The organism is Micromonospora sp. SYSU B005 (assembly GCF_055362685.1).
Map to the genome: position 1 here is coordinate 1 of NZ_JAXCFU010000011.1, position 17,573 is coordinate 17,573.

Annotated in this window: 6 protein-coding genes; 2 read left to right on the forward strand and 4 right to left on the reverse strand. The window is 70.3% G+C overall.

Features of this window, described 5'->3' with window-relative positions; genetic code table 11:
* Nucleotides 1–108 precede the first annotated feature (108 nt).
* The 3 genes from SM452_RS22920 to SM452_RS22930 all read right to left on the reverse strand — a co-directional run bounded on the left by SM452_RS22920 (nt 109) and on the right by SM452_RS22930 (nt 11,255).
* On the reverse strand, nt 109–9,231 hold the full coding sequence (locus tag SM452_RS22920) for a golvesin C-terminal-like domain-containing protein (RefSeq protein WP_463840673.1): 9,123 nt from the start codon (nt 9,229–9,231) through the stop codon (nt 109–111).
* A gap of 517 nt (nt 9,232–9,748) precedes the next feature.
* On the reverse strand, nt 9,749–10,534 hold the full coding sequence (locus tag SM452_RS22925; RefSeq protein WP_463840674.1) for a DUF4184 family protein: 786 nt from the start codon (nt 10,532–10,534) through the stop codon (nt 9,749–9,751).
* A gap of 22 nt (nt 10,535–10,556) precedes the next feature.
* Entirely contained in the window at nt 10,557–11,255 is a 699-nt protein-coding gene (locus tag SM452_RS22930; protein WP_013475977.1) for an HAD family hydrolase, read from the reverse strand.
* 138 nt (nt 11,256–11,393) lie between these two features.
* Between SM452_RS22930 and SM452_RS22935 the strand changes: the two genes are divergently transcribed.
* Nucleotides 11,394–12,719, forward strand: a complete 1,326-nt coding sequence (locus SM452_RS22935; protein ID WP_463840675.1) for a hypothetical protein — start codon at nt 11,394–11,396, stop codon at nt 12,717–12,719.
* A 68-nt stretch (nt 12,720–12,787) separates the two neighbouring features.
* On the opposite strand, the gene SM452_RS22940 is transcribed toward SM452_RS22935, so the two are convergent.
* A complete protein-coding gene (locus tag SM452_RS22940; RefSeq protein ID WP_463840676.1) occupies nt 12,788–15,508 on the reverse strand; it encodes an MGH1-like glycoside hydrolase domain-containing protein in 2,721 nt (906 codons plus the stop codon).
* A gap of 42 nt (nt 15,509–15,550) precedes the next feature.
* On the opposite strand from SM452_RS22940, the gene SM452_RS22945 reads away from it, so the two are divergent.
* Nucleotides 15,551–17,494: an amylo-alpha-1,6-glucosidase gene (locus SM452_RS22945; RefSeq protein ID WP_463840677.1), complete on the forward strand. Its 1,944-nt coding sequence runs from the start codon at nt 15,551–15,553 to the stop codon at nt 17,492–17,494.
* Nucleotides 17,495–17,573: the final 79 nt, after the last annotated feature.

Consider the following 17,573-nt stretch of genomic DNA (forward strand, 5'->3'; position numbering starts at 1 on the left):
CCACCACCAGCCGGATACCTCATGCCTCCGACCTACCGCCCACATCGACCCAGATCACGCAGACACGCCGACGGACGTCAGCCTTTCAACCTCTGTAGCAATGCGGAGCTAACCTACGCCGGCCCCCCATCTACCGACTACCCGGATATTCGGATACTTACCACTCCCGATTCTGCCGCCACAATCCTGGCCCGGCTTTCCGGTTGGCCGCACCGTGCCACAGGGAATTCTTGAGGTTGCAATACGACCGTTGGACCCAACCCGGCCCTTGTCGACGGCATTCAGCAGAATCTGCTCAGCATCCGTCTGGTTAGGGCCCCGCAGATCCGATCCGGCCACTCGTCGATATCCGAGTTGCTCGGCCAGAGCCCGGGCGTCCGGATTGGTGTTGTTTCGATTGACGGTGTAGACAAGTTCTCCATTCAGGTGGCCCGTACTCACCGTCGTCCCGTTGTACGCACGGTCCCCGTACCTGGTACGCCAGGTCTCGGCAATCGCGTCGGCGTCCTCCTGGAGCTGTGCATCCGACTTGGTCGGACAGGCATCGTTGTGGGCGAGTACGGGGGTTTCGCCGACCAGGACGTAGTAGGTGTGCTGTCCGTCAACGGTGAAGTTGTGTACTCGCTGGGCCTGGGTCTTGTGCCGGATGGCAGAGATCTGGACCCAGGTGCCCGACGACGTCTGGAGCCAGGCGCCGGCCTTGAGCTGGCCTGCGGTGACCCAGACCCCGGAGTCCGGCAGGTAGAACCGGTGACCGTCAGTGGCCACGATGGTGCCGGTCTTGTCGCCGGACTTGCCGTCGGTGTCCACGACGATGGTCACGAGCTTCTTGACCCCGGCACCCGGGATCAAATGGGTGACCGGACGGCTCTGCCGGTCGCCCGACTCGACGTCGGAGGCGAGGACCCGGTCCCCGACCTTCACGTCCTCGATCGCCTTGGTCGAGCCGTCGGCCAGCAGCACCCTGGTGCCCGGGACGAAGCTGTTGCACTTGGTCGGCTTCGCCGGGGTCTCGGTCTTCGGCTTCGGGGTGTTGGTGGGTACCGCCTTTGAGGCGTCGGTGGTCGCCTCGACGCCCTTCTTGACGTCGTTGGCGGTGTCGATGCCGTCGGCGATCTTCTTGCCCGTCTTTGCGAGCTTCGCCGCCGTCACCGCGTTGCCCGCCAGCGGGATCGCCGAGGCCATCGACAACGCCGCGTCGACGTAGTTGCCCTCGGCCGCGTACCAGATGCCGTTGGCGACGTCGGCTACCTCACCGACCACCGGCACCATGCCGACCACGTCCAGGGTGGCGTGGCCGATGTCCGACCACGACATCCCGAACAGGTGCCCGTCCAGCTCGATGAAGCTGATCGGGTTCCCGCCGGCGAACGCGTACCGGTTGCCCGTGAACGGATCCATGCCCAGCGCCATGTCCGCCATCGCGCCGCCGTAGGTGTCCCGCGTCAGGAACCGGTTCAGGCCCGGGTCGTAGTTGCGGAACCCCATGTCGTACGTGCCCGAGCCCGCGTCCCACCGGGAGGCGTTGAACCGGAACGCGTTGTACGGCTCCTCGCCCGCCGGCTGCGCGCCCGGCTTGTCCACACCGGTGAACTGCGACGAGTCGTCCTTGCCGTACGCGGTGTACCCGTACGTCGCCCGGGTCTTGCCGTCCTCCTTCGTGATGCCGATGACGTCGCCGCGCGGCCGGTAGATGAACTGCGAGTACTCCCGCGCGCCGTCGTCCTTGTGCTTGATCTGGGTCAGCTGCTGACCCCACGGCGCGTACTGGTACGACTTCGTCGCCTTGCCCGCGACCTCCTCGCGCAGCACCTGGTTGTCCATCCCCAGGTACGTGAACAGGGTGGTCTTGCCGGCCGTCGTCTGCGACACCGTCCGGTCGAACGGGTCGTACACGTAGGTGGTCGACTTGGCGTTGGCGCCGATGCCCGCGGTGGTCTTCGCGGTCCGGTCGAAGCCGTCGTAGTAGTACTTCTGCGCCCGCTGGCCGCCGACCGACACCGTGTCGAGGCGCCCCAGCGGGTCGTAGTTGTACGTCGAGGTCACACCCGCCGTGGTGGTCGAGTGCAGCCGGTTGCGGTCGTACTTGCTGGTGCTTGTCGTCCCCCCGGCGGTCTGCGACACCGTGTTGCCGTTGGCGTCGTAGGTGTAGGTCTCCGTCGAGGTGCTGTCACCGGTCTTGTCCAGCTTGGCGATCCGGTCCTGCGGGTCGTAGCTGAAGACGTACGTGTTGTCGATGTAGTCCGACGAGTTGTCGGCGTTCATCAGCTTCAGCACGTCCCGCGACGGGTGCCCGTTGGCCTGGTACTGGAGGTTGTGCTCGGCGACCGTCGCGCCGCCGGACGTCTTCTCCAGCTGACGCTTGGTGGCGCCGTCGAGGTAGTACTCGAAGTCCACCGTGTTGCCGTTGGGCTTGGTCTGCTTGAGCACCTGCCCGCGGTTGGTGTAGGTGAACGTCGAGATCTGCTGGTTGCCCGCCGTGGGCGAGTCGGCGTTGGTGACCTTGGCGACCATGTCCCGCGGGTCGTACTCGATCTTCGACCAGGTGAGGTCGTGGGTCGAGGTGAGCGGGTTGCCGTTGTCGTCGTAGGTCAGCGCCGTGGTGTTCTTCGCGCTCGTGTCGCTGAGCCCGGCGAACTCCTTCACCGTGGAGATCTGGTTGAGCTGGTCGTACGCGATGTCGTACCGGCCGATCTTCGCGCCCGGGCTGAGGTCCTTGACCTCGACCATCATCCCGTTCGGGTTGTACCGGTAGGTGAACTCCTTGCGCTCGTTGTCGACGTCGGCGGAGTTGTCCCGCACCAGCTTGACCGCGTCGGCCAGCACCTTGCCGGTCGCCTGGTCGGTGACGGTGATCTTCTGGACGCCCTCCTCCTTGAAGGAGTAGCTGCCCAGGCTGATCCAGGCGCCAGTGTTCTGCGTCTGGTTCACCGTCTTGGTGACACTGCCGCCGTCGTGGGTGATGGTGAACTTCGCGTCCGTCGCGGCACCGGTGACCTGCGGGTGCCGGACGAACACCTCGTAAGTGCCGTCGCGCGGGATGGTCAGCTGCCAGTTGAACTGCGCCGACCCGCTGCCGGCCGGGGCGGTGGAGACGTCGTAGCCCCACTGCCCGGTGGCGGCCCCGTTGGTCCAGGTGCCCTGCGAGGCGGTGTTGTTGGTGTCGGTGTTGTCGACCAGGACCACGTCCTTGCCGACCGGCAGGCCGTCCTCCGACCGTCCCTTCTCGTTGCCGGACTGGTAGTACTGCCAGGTCATCGTCCGCGTGGTCGACCCGCCGGCCGAGCTCAGCGTGTTCTTGGTCTGCTGGCCCAGGTCGTTGTAGTCGTAGGAGTTGACGATGTCCCACGGGTCCTTGGACGTCCGGGTCCACCCGTTGTCGTAGTAGGTGTACTCGGTGTCGTTGCGGACCGTCTGCCCGTCCGACGGCGGCGCGCTGACCTTCGTCAGGTTGCCGATCTCGTCGTAGCTGTAGAAGGTCTTGTCGGGCGTTTTGTAACGGCTGTCGTCCTTGTCGTAGGACGACCACTCCTCCTTCTTGCGGTTGAGCGCGTCGTAGACGGTCACCACGGAGAAGTCGTCGGCGTCGTCGGCGGTGTCCACCCCGCGCGGGGTGATCAGCTTCGTCTGGTTGCCGACCTGGTCGTACTCGTACTTGGTGGTGCGGTAGGTGACGGTGCCGGAGCCGTCCTTGCTGTGCGGCACCTTCGACTCCACCAGCGCGCCGCGGGGGTCGTACGTCGCCAGCGACTCGTTGCCGTCGGCGTCGGTGGTGCCGACCGTCAGGCCGTCCTTGTCGTAGCGGGCGGTGGTGAACTTGCCCGCCGCGTCGATGGTCTTCACGACCCGCCGGTTCAGGTCGTACTCGTACTTCGTGGTGAAGTCGTCCGCCGCGCTGGCGGTCTTCTTCGCGTCGTACAGCACCGTGACGTTGCCGACGTTGTCGTACTCCGACTTCACCTTCTGGCCGAGGCCGTTGGTGACCTCGATCGGCTGGTAGATCGCGTCGTACTTCGTGGTCGTCGTGTAGTCACCCGCCGTCGAGGTCAGGTTGCCCTGCGGCTCGGTGACGGTGAGGACGTTGCCGACCTTGTCGTACGTCGTGGTCGTCTTCCGCTCCGGGTCGCCCGACTCGTCCTTCGGGGCGAGCGTCTCGACGACCTGGTCCGCCTTGTCGTAGACGGAGGTCGACACGGCGCCGTTCGCGGCGTACGCGGTGGTGATGTTGTCGTTCTGGTCGTACACCGGGGCCTTGGTGGTGATGAAGCGGTTGTTGGCCGCGTCCATCGGCTCCACCTTCGTGGTGGGCCGGCCGAACGTGTCGTACGCCTGGGTCACCTTGGCGTTCTTGCCGTTCTTGACCTCGGTGACGTTGCCCCGGTCGTCGTAGGTGAAGTACGACTTGCCGGTGCCGGCGTCCGTGATGGTCGTCGGGTAGCCGCTCGGGTGGAACGGGCCGTACGCCGTGGTGTTGCCGTTGGCGTCCCGGGCGCTGAGCAGCTGGCCCCACTCGTCGTAGGTGTTGACGCTCGTGTAGTCGCCGTCGGTCGACGTGGTGTTGCCCACCGGGTCGGTGACCGTCGCGACGTCGCCCTCACCGGTGTACGTGAAGGTCCACTTGCGGCCCTCGGAGCTGGTCTTGCTGACCACCTCGGCCACGTAGCCGTTGAGCTGGCGCTGGTAGGTCAGCACGGTGCCCGGCCAGTTGTTCTTGACCGCCTCCGCGTCGCGGATCTGGGTGGGGTAGCCGGTCTTGGGGTCGAACGCCCAGGTCGAGACGGCGGTGTTCGCCTCCTCCAGGCGGATGACGTTGTGGTCGTCGTCCCAGCCGGTCTTCGTCACCTCGTTCTTGGCGTTCGTGGTCTGGTACGCCCGGCCGTAGCCGTCCAGCAGGTACTGACTGGCGTGGTTCTCCGCGTCGGTGACCGTGGTGTTGATGTTGTTGCCCTGCGGGCCGTCCGGGTCGACGTAGGCGAACTGGGTCAGGTGGGTGAGCCGGTCGGTGTAGGACTTGGTGGTCCAGTGGAACTTCGGGTCGTCCCCGGTCTGCGGGTAGTTGTAGACCACGCCGGTCGCGTTGCCCCGCGGGTCGGTGACCTTGACCAGCTTGACGTTCTTGTTGCCCTGAGTCATGTCGTAGGCGAACTTGAACGTCTTCGGCGTGCCGTTTGCCGACCCGGCGCCGTCGATCAGCTCACCGAGCAGGCCCTTGTCGGTGTAGGTGAAGGTGAGCTTGCGTCCCGAGACGTCGGTGATCTGCGAGATGTGGTCGATGATCTTCGGGTTGGTCAGGTTCGTCGCGCCGGAGACCCGCGTCCAGGTGGTGTCGTTGATGTAGTCGTACGTCTGACCCTTGGCGTAGTAGTCGATGGTCAGGGTGATCCGGCCGGTCGGGTCGGTGATGTACCGCAGGAACTTCGTCGGCTTGTTGTTGGACTTGCGCTCCTCGTAGGTGAAGAGCATCTCGTTGCCGTTGTTGTCGACGACGCTCGACAGGAAGCCCTCGCAGTCGTAGAAGAACTGCGTCCGGTCCGGCCGGGTGAGCACCCACGCCTTCGGCTCGTCGGTGTTGGGCTTGCAGTCCACGCTGCTGTACTTCTGCAGGTAGAGGTGCACACCCTTCGGGCTCTTCCACTCGTTGGCGGTCGCGTCCCAGGTGAACCGGTGGCTGGTGCCGTCACCGTCGGTCAGGGTGACCTTCGTCGGGTTCGGATTGGGGTGGAAGTCCAGCGGGGCGCCGAGGCGCATCATCGACGACGCCTGCAACGACCAGCCGTACCCGGCCACCGTGTCGGTGGTGTCCAGCGAGTTGTAGGACATCCGGACGAACGTCGACAGGCCCCGGGACGGGTTGTTGAACGCGTTGTACGACCAGACCGTGTTGCCGGAGTACAGGTTGTTCATCAGGGTGCCGCCGGCGCCGGTGTTCTTCCCCGCGTACGAGTAGAACTTCTCCAGGCCGAGCTGGTCGGAGGTCGGCTCCTCGACGGAGATGTTCTGCGGCAGCGCCGGGATCGACGCGGTCTCCGAGAGCTTCTTGCCGGTGAGCTTGTTGCGCAGGTCCCACTGCAGGACGTAGTCGGTGCGCTCGTTGCCCTCGGTGGACGACGGCGGCGTCTTGACCTGCGCGGAGACGTCGACGGTGCCGCCGGCCGGGACGCTCTTCGGCAGTGCGGTCCGCAGCTCGTAGGCGGCGTCGGCGCCGTCGGTGACGCCGTCGGCCCGCTTCCAGTCGTATGCGAGTTCCCAGTCGGTCGGGTTCCACGCCGTGAGCGTCGGGTTCGACAGGGTCACCGGCACCGTGTACGTGGAGTTCGCGGTGGCCAGCGCCGGGGTCGAGGCCGCGTAGTACGTCGACTCCGCGGTCTGCTCCAGGTAGGTGACCTCCAGCGTCGGCCGCAGCAGCGGCTCCGGCGCCTCGGACGACAGCAGCACCGCCCGCGCGGTCTGGTTCGCCTCGTCGCGCTGCCGCAGCAGCAGGCCGAAGTTCTTCGTCGGGTCCTTGACCCAGCCGTCGGCCGCCGGGGTCACGTCCCAGGTGGCCCACTTGGGGTCGTTCGTGAACTGGTTGTAGCTCGCCTTCCAGGTCGTGTCGTAGTCACCGCCGGCGGAGGTCCACGCGTTGGTGCCGTCGTAGGTGTTCCACGTCGCGGCGGTCTCGGTGAAGTTCCGCGTCAGCTTGTGGACGTCGACGTACTCGTCGGTGTCGGTGCCCGGGTAGAGCCCGCTGTTGTACAGCCGCAGGTCGGCGTCGACGACCTTGGCGTTCGCCGGGATGCCGGTCAGCGCCGGGAACTTCACCAGGCCGCGGGTGTCGCCGTAGTAGGACGAGTTGTTGCCCGGGCTGACGTACGGGTCACCGTCGTAGAGGTCCACGTTCTCCGTCGGGCGGGCCTGGGAGAGCGTGGTGTCGGTGGTGCCGGTGCGGTAGATCCGGGTGATCTGACCTGCCTTCGGCAGGATCGCCGACTGGGTCGGCCCGGCCACGACCTGCCCGTCGCGGGTCTTCACCGCGACCATGTAGTAGTAGAACTTCCGTGCCAGCGGGTCGGTGTTGTCCGCCGCCGTCGGGATCGCCGTGGTGTCCTGATAGGTGCGGGTGCTGGTGGACACCGGGGCGATCAGGGTCGCCGCCGACGGGGTGAAGTTCTGGTAGATGCTGCGGTGCACCTGGTACTCCACCGCGTCGTCCGCCGTCGACGACGACGGGTCGACGTACGCGGGCCAGTCCAGCACCGCGCCGGTGGCGGTGAGCGTCGTCGGCGGGCTGACCGCCACGCCCGGCCGGCCGTACGTGATGACCAGCTTCGGCAGGTTGTAGTCCCGGCGGGCGTTGTTGTACGCGTACTCGGAGGCCTCGTAGATCGGGCCGCCTCGGCCCTTCGCCGCCTCGTCGACCGCCTTCACCATGAAGCCGTTGTTGGCCGACGTGCCGTTGACCCAGTCCTGCACGACGTTGCGGACCGGGAACGAGTTCCACGTGTTGGAGACCGAGGCCTTCTTGGTGGCCGCCCCCCACTTGGTGAACCGCACCGCGTCGGCGATCACCGACTTGCCCGACACGTCGCCGAGGACGACCTTGCCGGTGGTGCCGGCTGCGAACGGGTGCACGCCGAGGGTCTTCCACTCGCCGCGCGCGCTGCCGGTCTGGTCGACTGAGTACGTCTTCGACCCGCCGTTGTAGTGCACGGTGTAGGGCGCGTTCGTCGGCCGGTCCGACTCCGCGACGTAGTGCACCTCGACCTGGTAGTTGCCGGCCTCGGTGATGGTCGGCACCCAGGTGTGGGTGTTGCCGGTGGTGGCGTCGCTGTTGAAGCGGTAGTCGCCGTTGACTGCGAGCCCGGTCAACGCCGTGTTCGTCGAGTACGACCACGTGCCGGACACCGAGGTGCCGGCGTCGCCGTCGTCCTGCGTGACCATGTTGCCGGCCGGCTGGGCGGCCATGTTGGCGTTCATGTTCGCCCAGGTCGCGGTGCTCTCGGTCCACGGCTGGGTGACCTTGCGGGCCTCCATGGCCACGTCGAAGCCCCACGCGTGGTGGGTCTGCGAGTAGTACATCTGCAGCTGCGCGTCGTCGATCGGCGTGTTGCGCGGGATCGAGCCGACGTCGAACTTGACCAGCGTGCGGTACGCGTTCGACGCGTCCGTGCCGACCTTCAGCTGGTAGGTGTCGTTGTAGTTGGTGGTCGTGGCGCCGGAGTAGATCTGCACGTCCTGCGCGTCGGTGGGCACCGGCTGCAACTTGATCGTCGGGTCGATCACCACCGGGTAGACCCGGGACCGGTCGGCCAGCCAGCCCGCGTCGGCGGTGATCGTGACGGCCGACGTGTCACCCGACCGGGTCACCTTCTGGGTGACCTTGTCCGACCACACCTTGCCGTGCGGGGAGGACTTGTCGTCCTTGTCGTCGTACATGAAGGGCGCCGGCATGACGAACACCGGAGCGCCGCCGTCGCGGCCGACGAACGCGATCGATCCGTCGTCGCGCTGCTGCGCGGTAAGGCCCGCCGTCTCCAGCGTGAAGGTGTAGGACACCGGACCGGCCGGCGGCTGCCGCAGGACGATCTTCTCCTTCAACGCGGTGCTGGTCACGTCGTAGACCACGTCCGCGCCACCGGCCAGCCCCGGGTACGTCACCGTGGAGCCCGACACCTTCGGGCTGACCTTCGCCGCGGCGCCGGCCAGGCCCAGTTCGATCGCGCGGCCGTCCCGCTCGAAGCGCACGAGGTCGTCCGAGCTGTCGCCGAAGAGGCTGGTGTAGGCGTTGGTCCGGTTGCCCTGCACGTAGCCGGACCCACCCACCGGACGGACCGTGGTGTCGATGGGCTGCCACTTGCCTCTGCCGTCGCGGTAGTGCAGCGGCGTGGCGGAGATCTCCGCCTGCAACCGCCCGTCGGACAGCTGGTAGATCTTGGCGTTCTCGGTCCGCCGGCCGGTCAGCTCCTTGACCCGCTTCTGCGCCGGCCACTTCCGGCCGGCGGCGGGCTTGTCGGTGCGGTAGAGCCCGGCGCTGACCACCTCGGGCCTCGCGCGGTGACCACCACCGGCGACCAGGCCGCGCGCGGCGCCGCCGAGCCGGTCCAGCAGTCCGCTGTCGTCGTTCTTCCCGCTCGGCGCGGCCTGCTCCGTCGCGGCGGGGTCGCGGTCCGGTAGGACCGCGGCACCGCCCAGCGTGGCCACCAGGGCCAGCGCCAGGCCCCCGATCAGGGCGCCTCTCGATGGTCGTCTCACCCGTTACCCTCCGGTCAGCTCCGGTGACAGGACGGGTGAAGGCTAGGAACACCACATACACGCTCGGCTATTTGTCAGCTACTTCCCGGCCGGCGCCGCGAGTGCGAGCGACCGGGCCCCGAGCAGGCGGAACCGTCCCGCCGACGGCGGGCGGCGCATCGATCGCGAGAGGTGCCGAGCGCGGACGGCGCGGCGGCAGGGGCCGGACGGGTCAGGACCGGGTCCGCAACTCCCCGGTCCTGACCCCGGCCGTCCGGTTCGGTAGCGGTCTGCGCCACAGGAACCCGGCAGGCGTGGCACGACGCCTTCCGCCGGGCTCCGCGCGGCGAGCCGGTATGCCCGCACTCAGCTCCACGGTGCTCTTACCACCGGACTCCGGTGCGCCCCCGTCTCACCCCGACGAGCCGTGGGCGCCGGCTCAGGTTAGGCGCGTCCGCGCAGGCCGGACAAGCGATGACCGGCGACCGCGCTTGTGATTGATGTCTATGCCGAATTGCGGCATGTCGGCGTAACGGGGTCAGCCGGTTTCGCGCTGTTCGACTTCGAGACGCGGACTGCGCCCGGCCTGCCGCGGCGGCACGGTCCGGGCCGCGACGGCCCCGGCGACGAGCGCCAGCGCGGCCACGTGCAGCGCCCGTACGCCCGCCGGGGCGGGGACGCCGGCGGCCGGCAGCGCGGGCATCAGCAGCGCGCCGAGCCCGGTGACCGCCAGCGCCACCCGCCAGAACACGTTCGGGTTCGCCTCCGGCGCGGACACGGGCACGCCGCCCGCCCGCAGGCCCCGGCGGGCCTCGTGCACGGCCAGGACGACCACCAGCAGTCCGCCGCCGAGGCCGGCGACCACGTCCGCGAACTGGAACCAGTAGACGCCGGTCAGCGCGCGGAAGTCGGCGACGCCGAGCAGCCGGGGCAGTCGCTCGCTGTGACTGAGCCGGTCCCACGCCACGTGACTGAACGCGCCGATCAGCGCCGAGCAGACGGTCACCTGCCAGGGGTGGCGCACCCGGGCCAGTGCCACGTACCAGGGCCAGCCGAACAACCGCTGCCCGGGCAGGTGCACCGCGATGCCGGCGACCACGCGGCGCACCACCCAGGCGTACACGAGGGCGACCGGCAGGCACCACCAGAGCAGTCCGCCGAGCGTGTGTGTCCGCAGGTTCAGGGCCAGCGGCGTGCCGGTGACCAGGTACCCGACGTCCGGCGCCACCGCGCCGGTGCACAGCGCCACCCCGTCGAACCAGCCCGGCCGCCACAGCTTCAGCGGCAGCACCGGCGCCAGGTGCGACGGGAAGGTCAGCGGCACGTCCCGGACGTTACCGGCCCGGTCAGAAGTGGTGGACCAGGTCGGGGAACGCGGCCAGCCGGATCACCCGCTGGTCGGACGGGTCCAGCTCGTCGTGCTCCAGGACCCAGGTGTTCTCGTTCGGGATGAAGACCGCGTTCATCCCGGCCGCCCGCGCGGGCAGGATGTCCGACCGCGGCGAGTTGCCGATCATCCAGGCGGCGGCCGGGTCGAATGCGTGCTCGCGGGCCAGCCAGCGGTAGGTGTCCGCGTCCTTCTCCGGCACGATGTGCGCGGCGCGGAAGTGGTGCAGCAGCCCGCACGCGTCCAGCTTGCGCTGCTGCTCCTCGCGCTCGCCCTTGGTCAGCAGCAGCAGCTCGTGCCGCCCGGCCAGGTCGTCGAGCGTCTCGGCCACGCCCGGCATCAGCTCCACCTGGTGCCCGACCAGCGCCGCGGCGAGCTGCTCGATCTCGGTGCGCTCCCGCGCGGTGGCCGGACGCTCGCGCAGCTTCTCCAGGCACTCGCCGAGGCTGCGCAGGAAGACCTTGCTGCCGTAGCCGTGCGCGACGGCGTTCGCGCGCTCGATGTCGTCGAGCACCGCGCGGATCCGGGCCCGGTCCAGCGTGGGGTGGTCGAGCCAGGTGAGGAAGTCGTCGATGACGCGCTCGAACAGGACGTTGTTCTCCCAGAGCGTGTCGTCGGCGTCGAAGACCAGCACGGCGGCGTCCCGGCGCGACGGCATCGCGTCCCCCTCCCCCTCGCGGACCTCGCACACCGTACTGTCCGACCGCCGGACGGGCCACGCGGATTATCCGGTCGGCCGCCGGTTACCGGCGGCTACCCGACTGCGGAATCCCTGGTCCGACGGCATGCTTCGGCCATGACGATCTCACCCGATCATCCACCTGGACGACGGCGCCGGCGGCGCGCCGCCGTCGCGGTGGCCGCGACGCTCGCCGTCGTGGGCGCGGCGCTGCCGGGATCCCCGGCGCTGGCCGTCAACGCCGCACACACCACAGTGGTCGGCACCAACCCGGTCGACTGGACGCCGCACGCGCTGGACGGCACCGTCCACCGCATCCTCCAGATCGGCAACCGCGTGTACGTCGCAGGCACGTTCACCAAGGTGCGCAACGCCGGCCAGACGGCTCAGCTGGCGATGCCCCGGCTGGTGGCGCTGGACGCGACCACCGGCCGGATCGACACCACGTTCCGGCCGCAGGTCAACGGCGCGGTCAAGGCGCTCGCCGCCGCGCCGGACGGCCGCTCGCTCTACATCGGCGGCGCGTTCACCACTGTCAACGGCACGGCGGCGTCCCGGCTGGCCCGGATCGACGCGGCCACCGGCGCCCGGGTCGCCGGTTTCACCACGCCGGCGCTGAACAACCAGGTGAACGACGTACGCCTGGTCGGCAACCGGCTGATCGTCGGCGGCGCGTTCCAGACCGTCGGCGGGGTGACCCGGCGTGCCCTGGCGGCGGTGAACGCCACCACCGGGGCGGCCGACGCGTCGGTCAACCTGAACCTGGCCGGGCCGCGCAAGACCACGTCCGGCGCCACCGCGCCGGTGAAGGTCGAGGCGCTGGACGTCTCCGCCGACGGCACCCGGCTGGTGTTCGCAGGCAACTTCAGCACGGTGGCGGGGGTGGCCCGGCACCAGCTGGCGGTGGCGAACCTGTCCGGCGCGGGCGCCACGCTCTCCGGCTGGGCCACCGACCGCTACCAGCCGCAGTGCGCGCGGTCGATGCCGTCGTACCTGCGCGGGGTGGACATCTCCCCGGACGGCACCTGGTTCGCGGTGGTCACCACCGGCGCGGCGTTCCCGGGCACGCTCTGCGACGCCGCGGCGCGGTTCGAGTTCGGTACGGCCACCGGCGGCAAGCAGCCGACCTGGGCCAACTACACCGGCGGCGACACGCTGCTGTCGGTGGCGGTGACCGGCGCGGCGGTCTACGTCGGCGGGCACCAGCGCTGGCTGGACAACCCGCAGGGCCGCAACTCGGCCGGTCCGGGCGCGGTGTCCCGGCCGGGCATCGGGGCGATCCACCCGACCACGGGTAAGGCGCTGCCCTGGAACCCGACGAAGGACCGCGGGGTGGGCACCGGCGAGCTGTACGCCACCGACCGGGGTCTGTGGGTCGGCAGCGACACGGTGACGGTGGCCGGGGAGTACCACGCCCGGCTGGCGTTCCTGCCGCTGCCGTGAGCGTGCGGGCGCGGCGGTACCCCCGCCGCGCCCCACGCGTCAGCGGCGCAGGGTGAGGATCGGCCGCGTCAGCGGCGCAGGGTGAGGATCAGGTCGGCGACCAGCGCGGTCCACCCGGTCTGGTGCCAGGCGCCCAGGCCGGCGCCGTTGTCGCCGTGGAAGTACTCCGGGAAGCAGATCAGGTCGCGCCAGTCCGGGTGGGTCTGGAACAGCTGGGCGGCGCCGTAGATCGGCCGCCGTCCCCAGCCGTCGCGGGTGAACAGCGAGATCAGCCGCGCGGACAGGTCGTCGGCGATCTCGTCGAGCGTGCGCTTCACCCCGGACCGGGTCGGGTACTCGACCTGGAGGTCGTCGCCGAAGAACGCGGCGTAGTCGCGCAGCGCGCTGATCAGCAGGAAGTTCGTCGGCATCCAGATCGGGCCGCGCCAGTTGGAGTTGCCGCCGAACAGGCCGCTGGTCGACTCGGCCGGCTCGTAGCCGACGCTGAACTCCTGCCCGCCGAGCGTGACGGTGAACGGCTTGTCCAGGTGGGCCCGGGACAGCGTGCGCAGCCCGTACTCGGAGAGGAACTCGTCGGTGTCGAGCATCCGGGCCAGTAGCCGCACCACCTGGTCCGGGGCGACCATCGACAGCAGCCGCTGCTGGCGGCCGTCCGGCCCGATCCGGCGGGCGCCGATCACCTCCGCGTACTCCGGGCGGTTGGTGAGGAACCAGCGCAGCCGGGCGCCCAGCTCGGGCAGGCGGCGCATGGTCCGGGCGGTCAGCCGGGTGACGGCGGCGAGGGGCAGCAGCCCGACCACCGAGCGCACCTTCAGCGGCACCTTCGTCCCGTCGGCCAGCCGCAGCACGTCGTAGAAGAACGCGTCCTCGGCGTCCCACAGCCCCTGGTGGTACGCCGCGGCGGCGATGTACGCGAAGTGCTCGAAGAACTTGGTGGCGGTGTCCACGTACGCGCGGTCCTGTTCGGCCAGCACGATCGCCATGTCGAGCAGGTTGAGCGCGTACATGGCCATCCAGCCGGTGCCGTCGGACTGCTCCAGCACGCCGGCCACCGGCAGCGCGGCCGAGCGGTCGAACGGGCCGACGTTGTCCAGCCCGAGGAAGCCGCCCTCGAAGACGTTGTTGCCGCCGGTGTCCTTGCGGTTGACCCACCAGGTGAAGTTGAGCAGCAGCTTGTGCATCACCCGGGCGAGGAACTCGTGGTCGCGGGAGCCGTCGATCTCGAAGACCTTCAGCGCCGCCCAGGCGTGCACCGGCGGGTTCACGTCCCCGAACGCCCACTCGTACGCCGGGATCTGCCCGTTGGGGTGCAGGTACCACTCGCGCAGCAGCAGGAGGATCTGCTCCTTGGCGAAGCCCGGGTCGACCCGGGCGATGGTGACGCAGTGGAAGGCGAGGTCCCAGGCGGCGTACCAGGGGTACTCCCACGGGTCCGGCATGGAGATCACGTCGAAGCTGTTCATGTGCCACCAGGCGCTGTTGCGCCCGTGCCGGCGGCCGGCCGGCGGCGGTGCGGAGCCGGGGTCGCCGGCGAGCCAGCGTTCGACGTCGAAGTGGTAGAACTGCTTGCCCCACATCAGCCCGGCGATGGCCTGGCGGGCCACCAGCGCCTCGTCGGCGGTGGCGGCGGCCGGGATGACGCTGTCGAAGAACCGGTTCGCCTCCGCCCGGCGCGCCCAGAGCACGGTGTCGAACCCGTCGCCCAGGTCGGCCGGGGCGGGCGGCGCGGCGACCGGCGGCGGCGCGGTACGGGTCAGCCGCAGCCGGATCTGCCGCTGCTCACCGGCCGGCACGTCGAGCACGTAGTGCAGCGCGCCCTTGGTGCCGGTGCGGTCCGGGTTGACGGTGGCGGCACCGGCCACGACGTGGTCGTTGATGCCGTCCTTCGGGTACGCCGACCGCCCCGGCAGCCCCCACAGCCGCTCGGCGTTCGTCTCGTTGTCGCACAGCAGCGGCACCGGGTCGCCGTCGCCCTCCAGCAGGAGCTGGCCGAGCACCCAGTGGTCACCGACGAGCCGGGCGCCGCCCCGCGCCCCGGCCTCCTCGCCGGTCAGCTTCGGCATCCGGTCCGTGCCGGGCAGGCCCCACGCCCAGGTGTTGCGGAACCACAGCGTGGGCAGCACGTGCAGCGTCGCGTCCTCCTCGCCCCGGTTCGCCACGGTGACCAGCACGCACATGTCCGTCGGTGACGCCTTGGCGTAGTCGACAGTCACCGCCCAGTACCTGTCGTCGTCGAAGATGCCGGTGTCCACCAGCTCGTACTCGGTGTCGTCCCGGCCGCGCAGCGCGTTCACCGCGACCAGCTCGTCGTACGGAAACGCGGCCTGCGGGTAGTGGTACCGCCAGCGCATGAAGGAGTGCGTCGGGGTGCTGTCGAGGTACCACCAGTACTCCTTGACGTCCTCCCCGTGGTTGCCGCCGTCGCCGCCGAGGCCGAACATCCGCTCCTTGAGGATCGGGTCGCGCCCGTTCCACAGCGCGAGGGCGAAGCAGAACGTCTGCCGGTCGTCGCAGACGCCGGCCATGCCGTCCTCGTTCCACCGGTACGCTCGGGACCGCGCGTGGTCGTGGGGGAAGTAGTCCCACGCCGTGCCGTGTTCGCTGTAGTCCTCCCGGACGGTCCCCCACGCCCGCTCGGACAGATAGGGGCCCCATGCGCGCCAGTCCTGCTCCCCGGCGTCGGCCTGGGCGAGCCGGTGCCGCTCGGGGTCGGGGGACGCGGAGGTCGACCGGTCGGTGATCACTGGCACATCTTCGACGCCACCGGGGTACTTCTCCACAGCGGCCATTGTCGCCGTGGCATGTCACACCTCGCTGCCGGTGGAGGAAAGTTGATCGACATCCGTTTCGGGCCGCGGGTCTGCGGCGAGCTGTCCGCCGCCGCCGCGCGGGAATGGCTGGTCACGGACGGGCGCGGCGGGTACGCCATGGGCACCGTCGCCGGGCTGCGTACCCGCCGGTACCACGGGCTGCTCGTGGTGGCCGGTGACACGCCCGCGTCCCGGAAGGTGGGACTCGTGAGCCTCGACCCGGCGGTCACGCTGCCGTCGGGGCGGCGGGTCCGCCTCGGCGCGCACGAGTGGTCCTCGGGCGTGGTCGACCCGCGCGGCTTCGAGCTGCTGGAGCACTTCGACCTGGCCGACGGGGTGCCGCGCTGGCGGTGGCGCGTCGGCGACGTGGTGATCGAACGGGAGATCGCCATGACGTACGGCCGCTCCTGCGTGGCGGTGGTGCACCGGCTGATCTCCGGCGGCCCGGTGCGGCTGGACCTGGCCGCCGCCTGCACCTGGCGCGACGCGCACGGCGAGCGGCGCGCCGACGGTCCGGCGCCCCGGCTGGAACCGGCGGCCGGCGGCGCGGTGGTCGACGGCGCGTACCGGCTGGCCGGGCCGGACTGGACCCCGGAGGGGCAGTGGTGGCACGGAGTACGCCACCGCACGGAGGCCGAGCGCGGCCTGCACCCGGACGAGGACCTCTGGTACGCGGGCCGGTTCACCGGCGCGCTCGACGAGCCGGGCGCGACGGTGTCGGTGCTGGCCTGGGCGGACGACCTGGCCGAGGAGCCGCCACCGGCGACCGCCGTGGTCGAGGCGGCCCGGCGGCGCAGCCGGGCGGTGGTCGCGGCGGCGAAACCCGGCGACGCGGTCGAGGCGACGCTCGCGCTCGCCGCCGACGCGTTCGTGGTACGCACCGCCACCGGCCCGGACGTGGTCGCCGGCTACCCCTGGTTCGGGGCCTGGTCGCGGGACACGATGATCTCCTACGAGGGCCTGTTCCTGTGCACGAACCGCGCCGACGAGGGCCGGGACCTGCTGCGGGCGTACGCGGCCACGCTGAACGAGGGCATGCTGGCGAACACCGCCGACACCGGCCGGGTCGAGTACAACACCGTCGACGCGACGCTGTGGTACCTGCACGCGGTGCACCGGCACGTCACCGTCACCGGCGACACCGACCTGGGCGACGAGCTGCTGCCCGCGCTGCACGGCGTGGTCGAGGCGCACGTGGCGGGCACCCGGTACGGCATCGGCGTCGACCCGGCCGACGGGCTGCTGGCCCAGGGCGGCCCGCCGGACGTGGCGCTCACCTGGATGGACGCCCGGGTGTACGGGGTGCCGGTGACCCCGCGTACCGGCAAGCCGGTCGAGGTGAACGCGCTGTGGATCAACGGGCTGGCCGGGCTCGCCGAGCTGACCGAGCTGGCCGGACGCGACGCCGCCGCGCTGCACGCCCTGCACCACCGGGCCACCGCCGCGTTCCGGGAGCGCTTCCCCGCCCCGGCCGGCTGGCTGCACGACGTGGTGGACGCACCGGCGCCCGCGTACCCGCTGGGCGGGGCCGCGCACCACGACGACGACCTGCTGCGCCCCAACCAGCTGCTCGCCTGGTCGCTGCCGCACGCGCCGCTGGAGCCGGACGAGGCCGCGCTGCGCCGGATCACCGAGGCGCTGTTCACCCCGCTCGGGCCGCGCAGCCTCGCCCCGGACTCCCCCGGCTTCACCGGGCGGCACCGGGGCGGGCCCGCCGAGCGGGACTCCGCATACCACCAGGGCACCGTCTGGCCGTGGCTGACCGGGCCGCTGCTGGACGCGTACCGCCGGGCCGGGCTGCCCACCGACGACCTGCTGGTGGGTCTGGTGGGCCACCTCGCCGAGGACGGCCTGGGGTCGGTGAGCGAGACCGCCGACGGCGCGGCGCCGCACGCGGCCACCGGCTGCCCGTTCCAGGCGTGGTCGGTGGCCGAGCTGCTGCGCGCGCGGCGGATGCGCCGGTAACGCGTTACAGACCGGCAACCGGCGCGTCGCCGCCGGTTATCGACCCCTGGGCAGGATGGGTGCCGACCCCACCGGACAC

Bases quoted from the DNA above. Each gene is read 5' to 3' on its own strand.
- SM452_RS22940 (WP_463840676.1), bottom strand. From the start codon at position 15,508: ATGGCCGCTGTGGAGAAGTACCCCGGTGGCGTCGAAGATGTGCCAGTG.
- SM452_RS22935 (WP_463840675.1), top strand. From the start codon at position 11,394: ATGACGATCTCACCCGATCATCCACCTGGACGACGGCGCCGGCGGCGC.
- SM452_RS22930 (WP_013475977.1), bottom strand. From the start codon at position 11,255: ATGCCGTCGCGCCGGGACGCCGCCGTGCTGGTCTTCGACGCCGACGAC.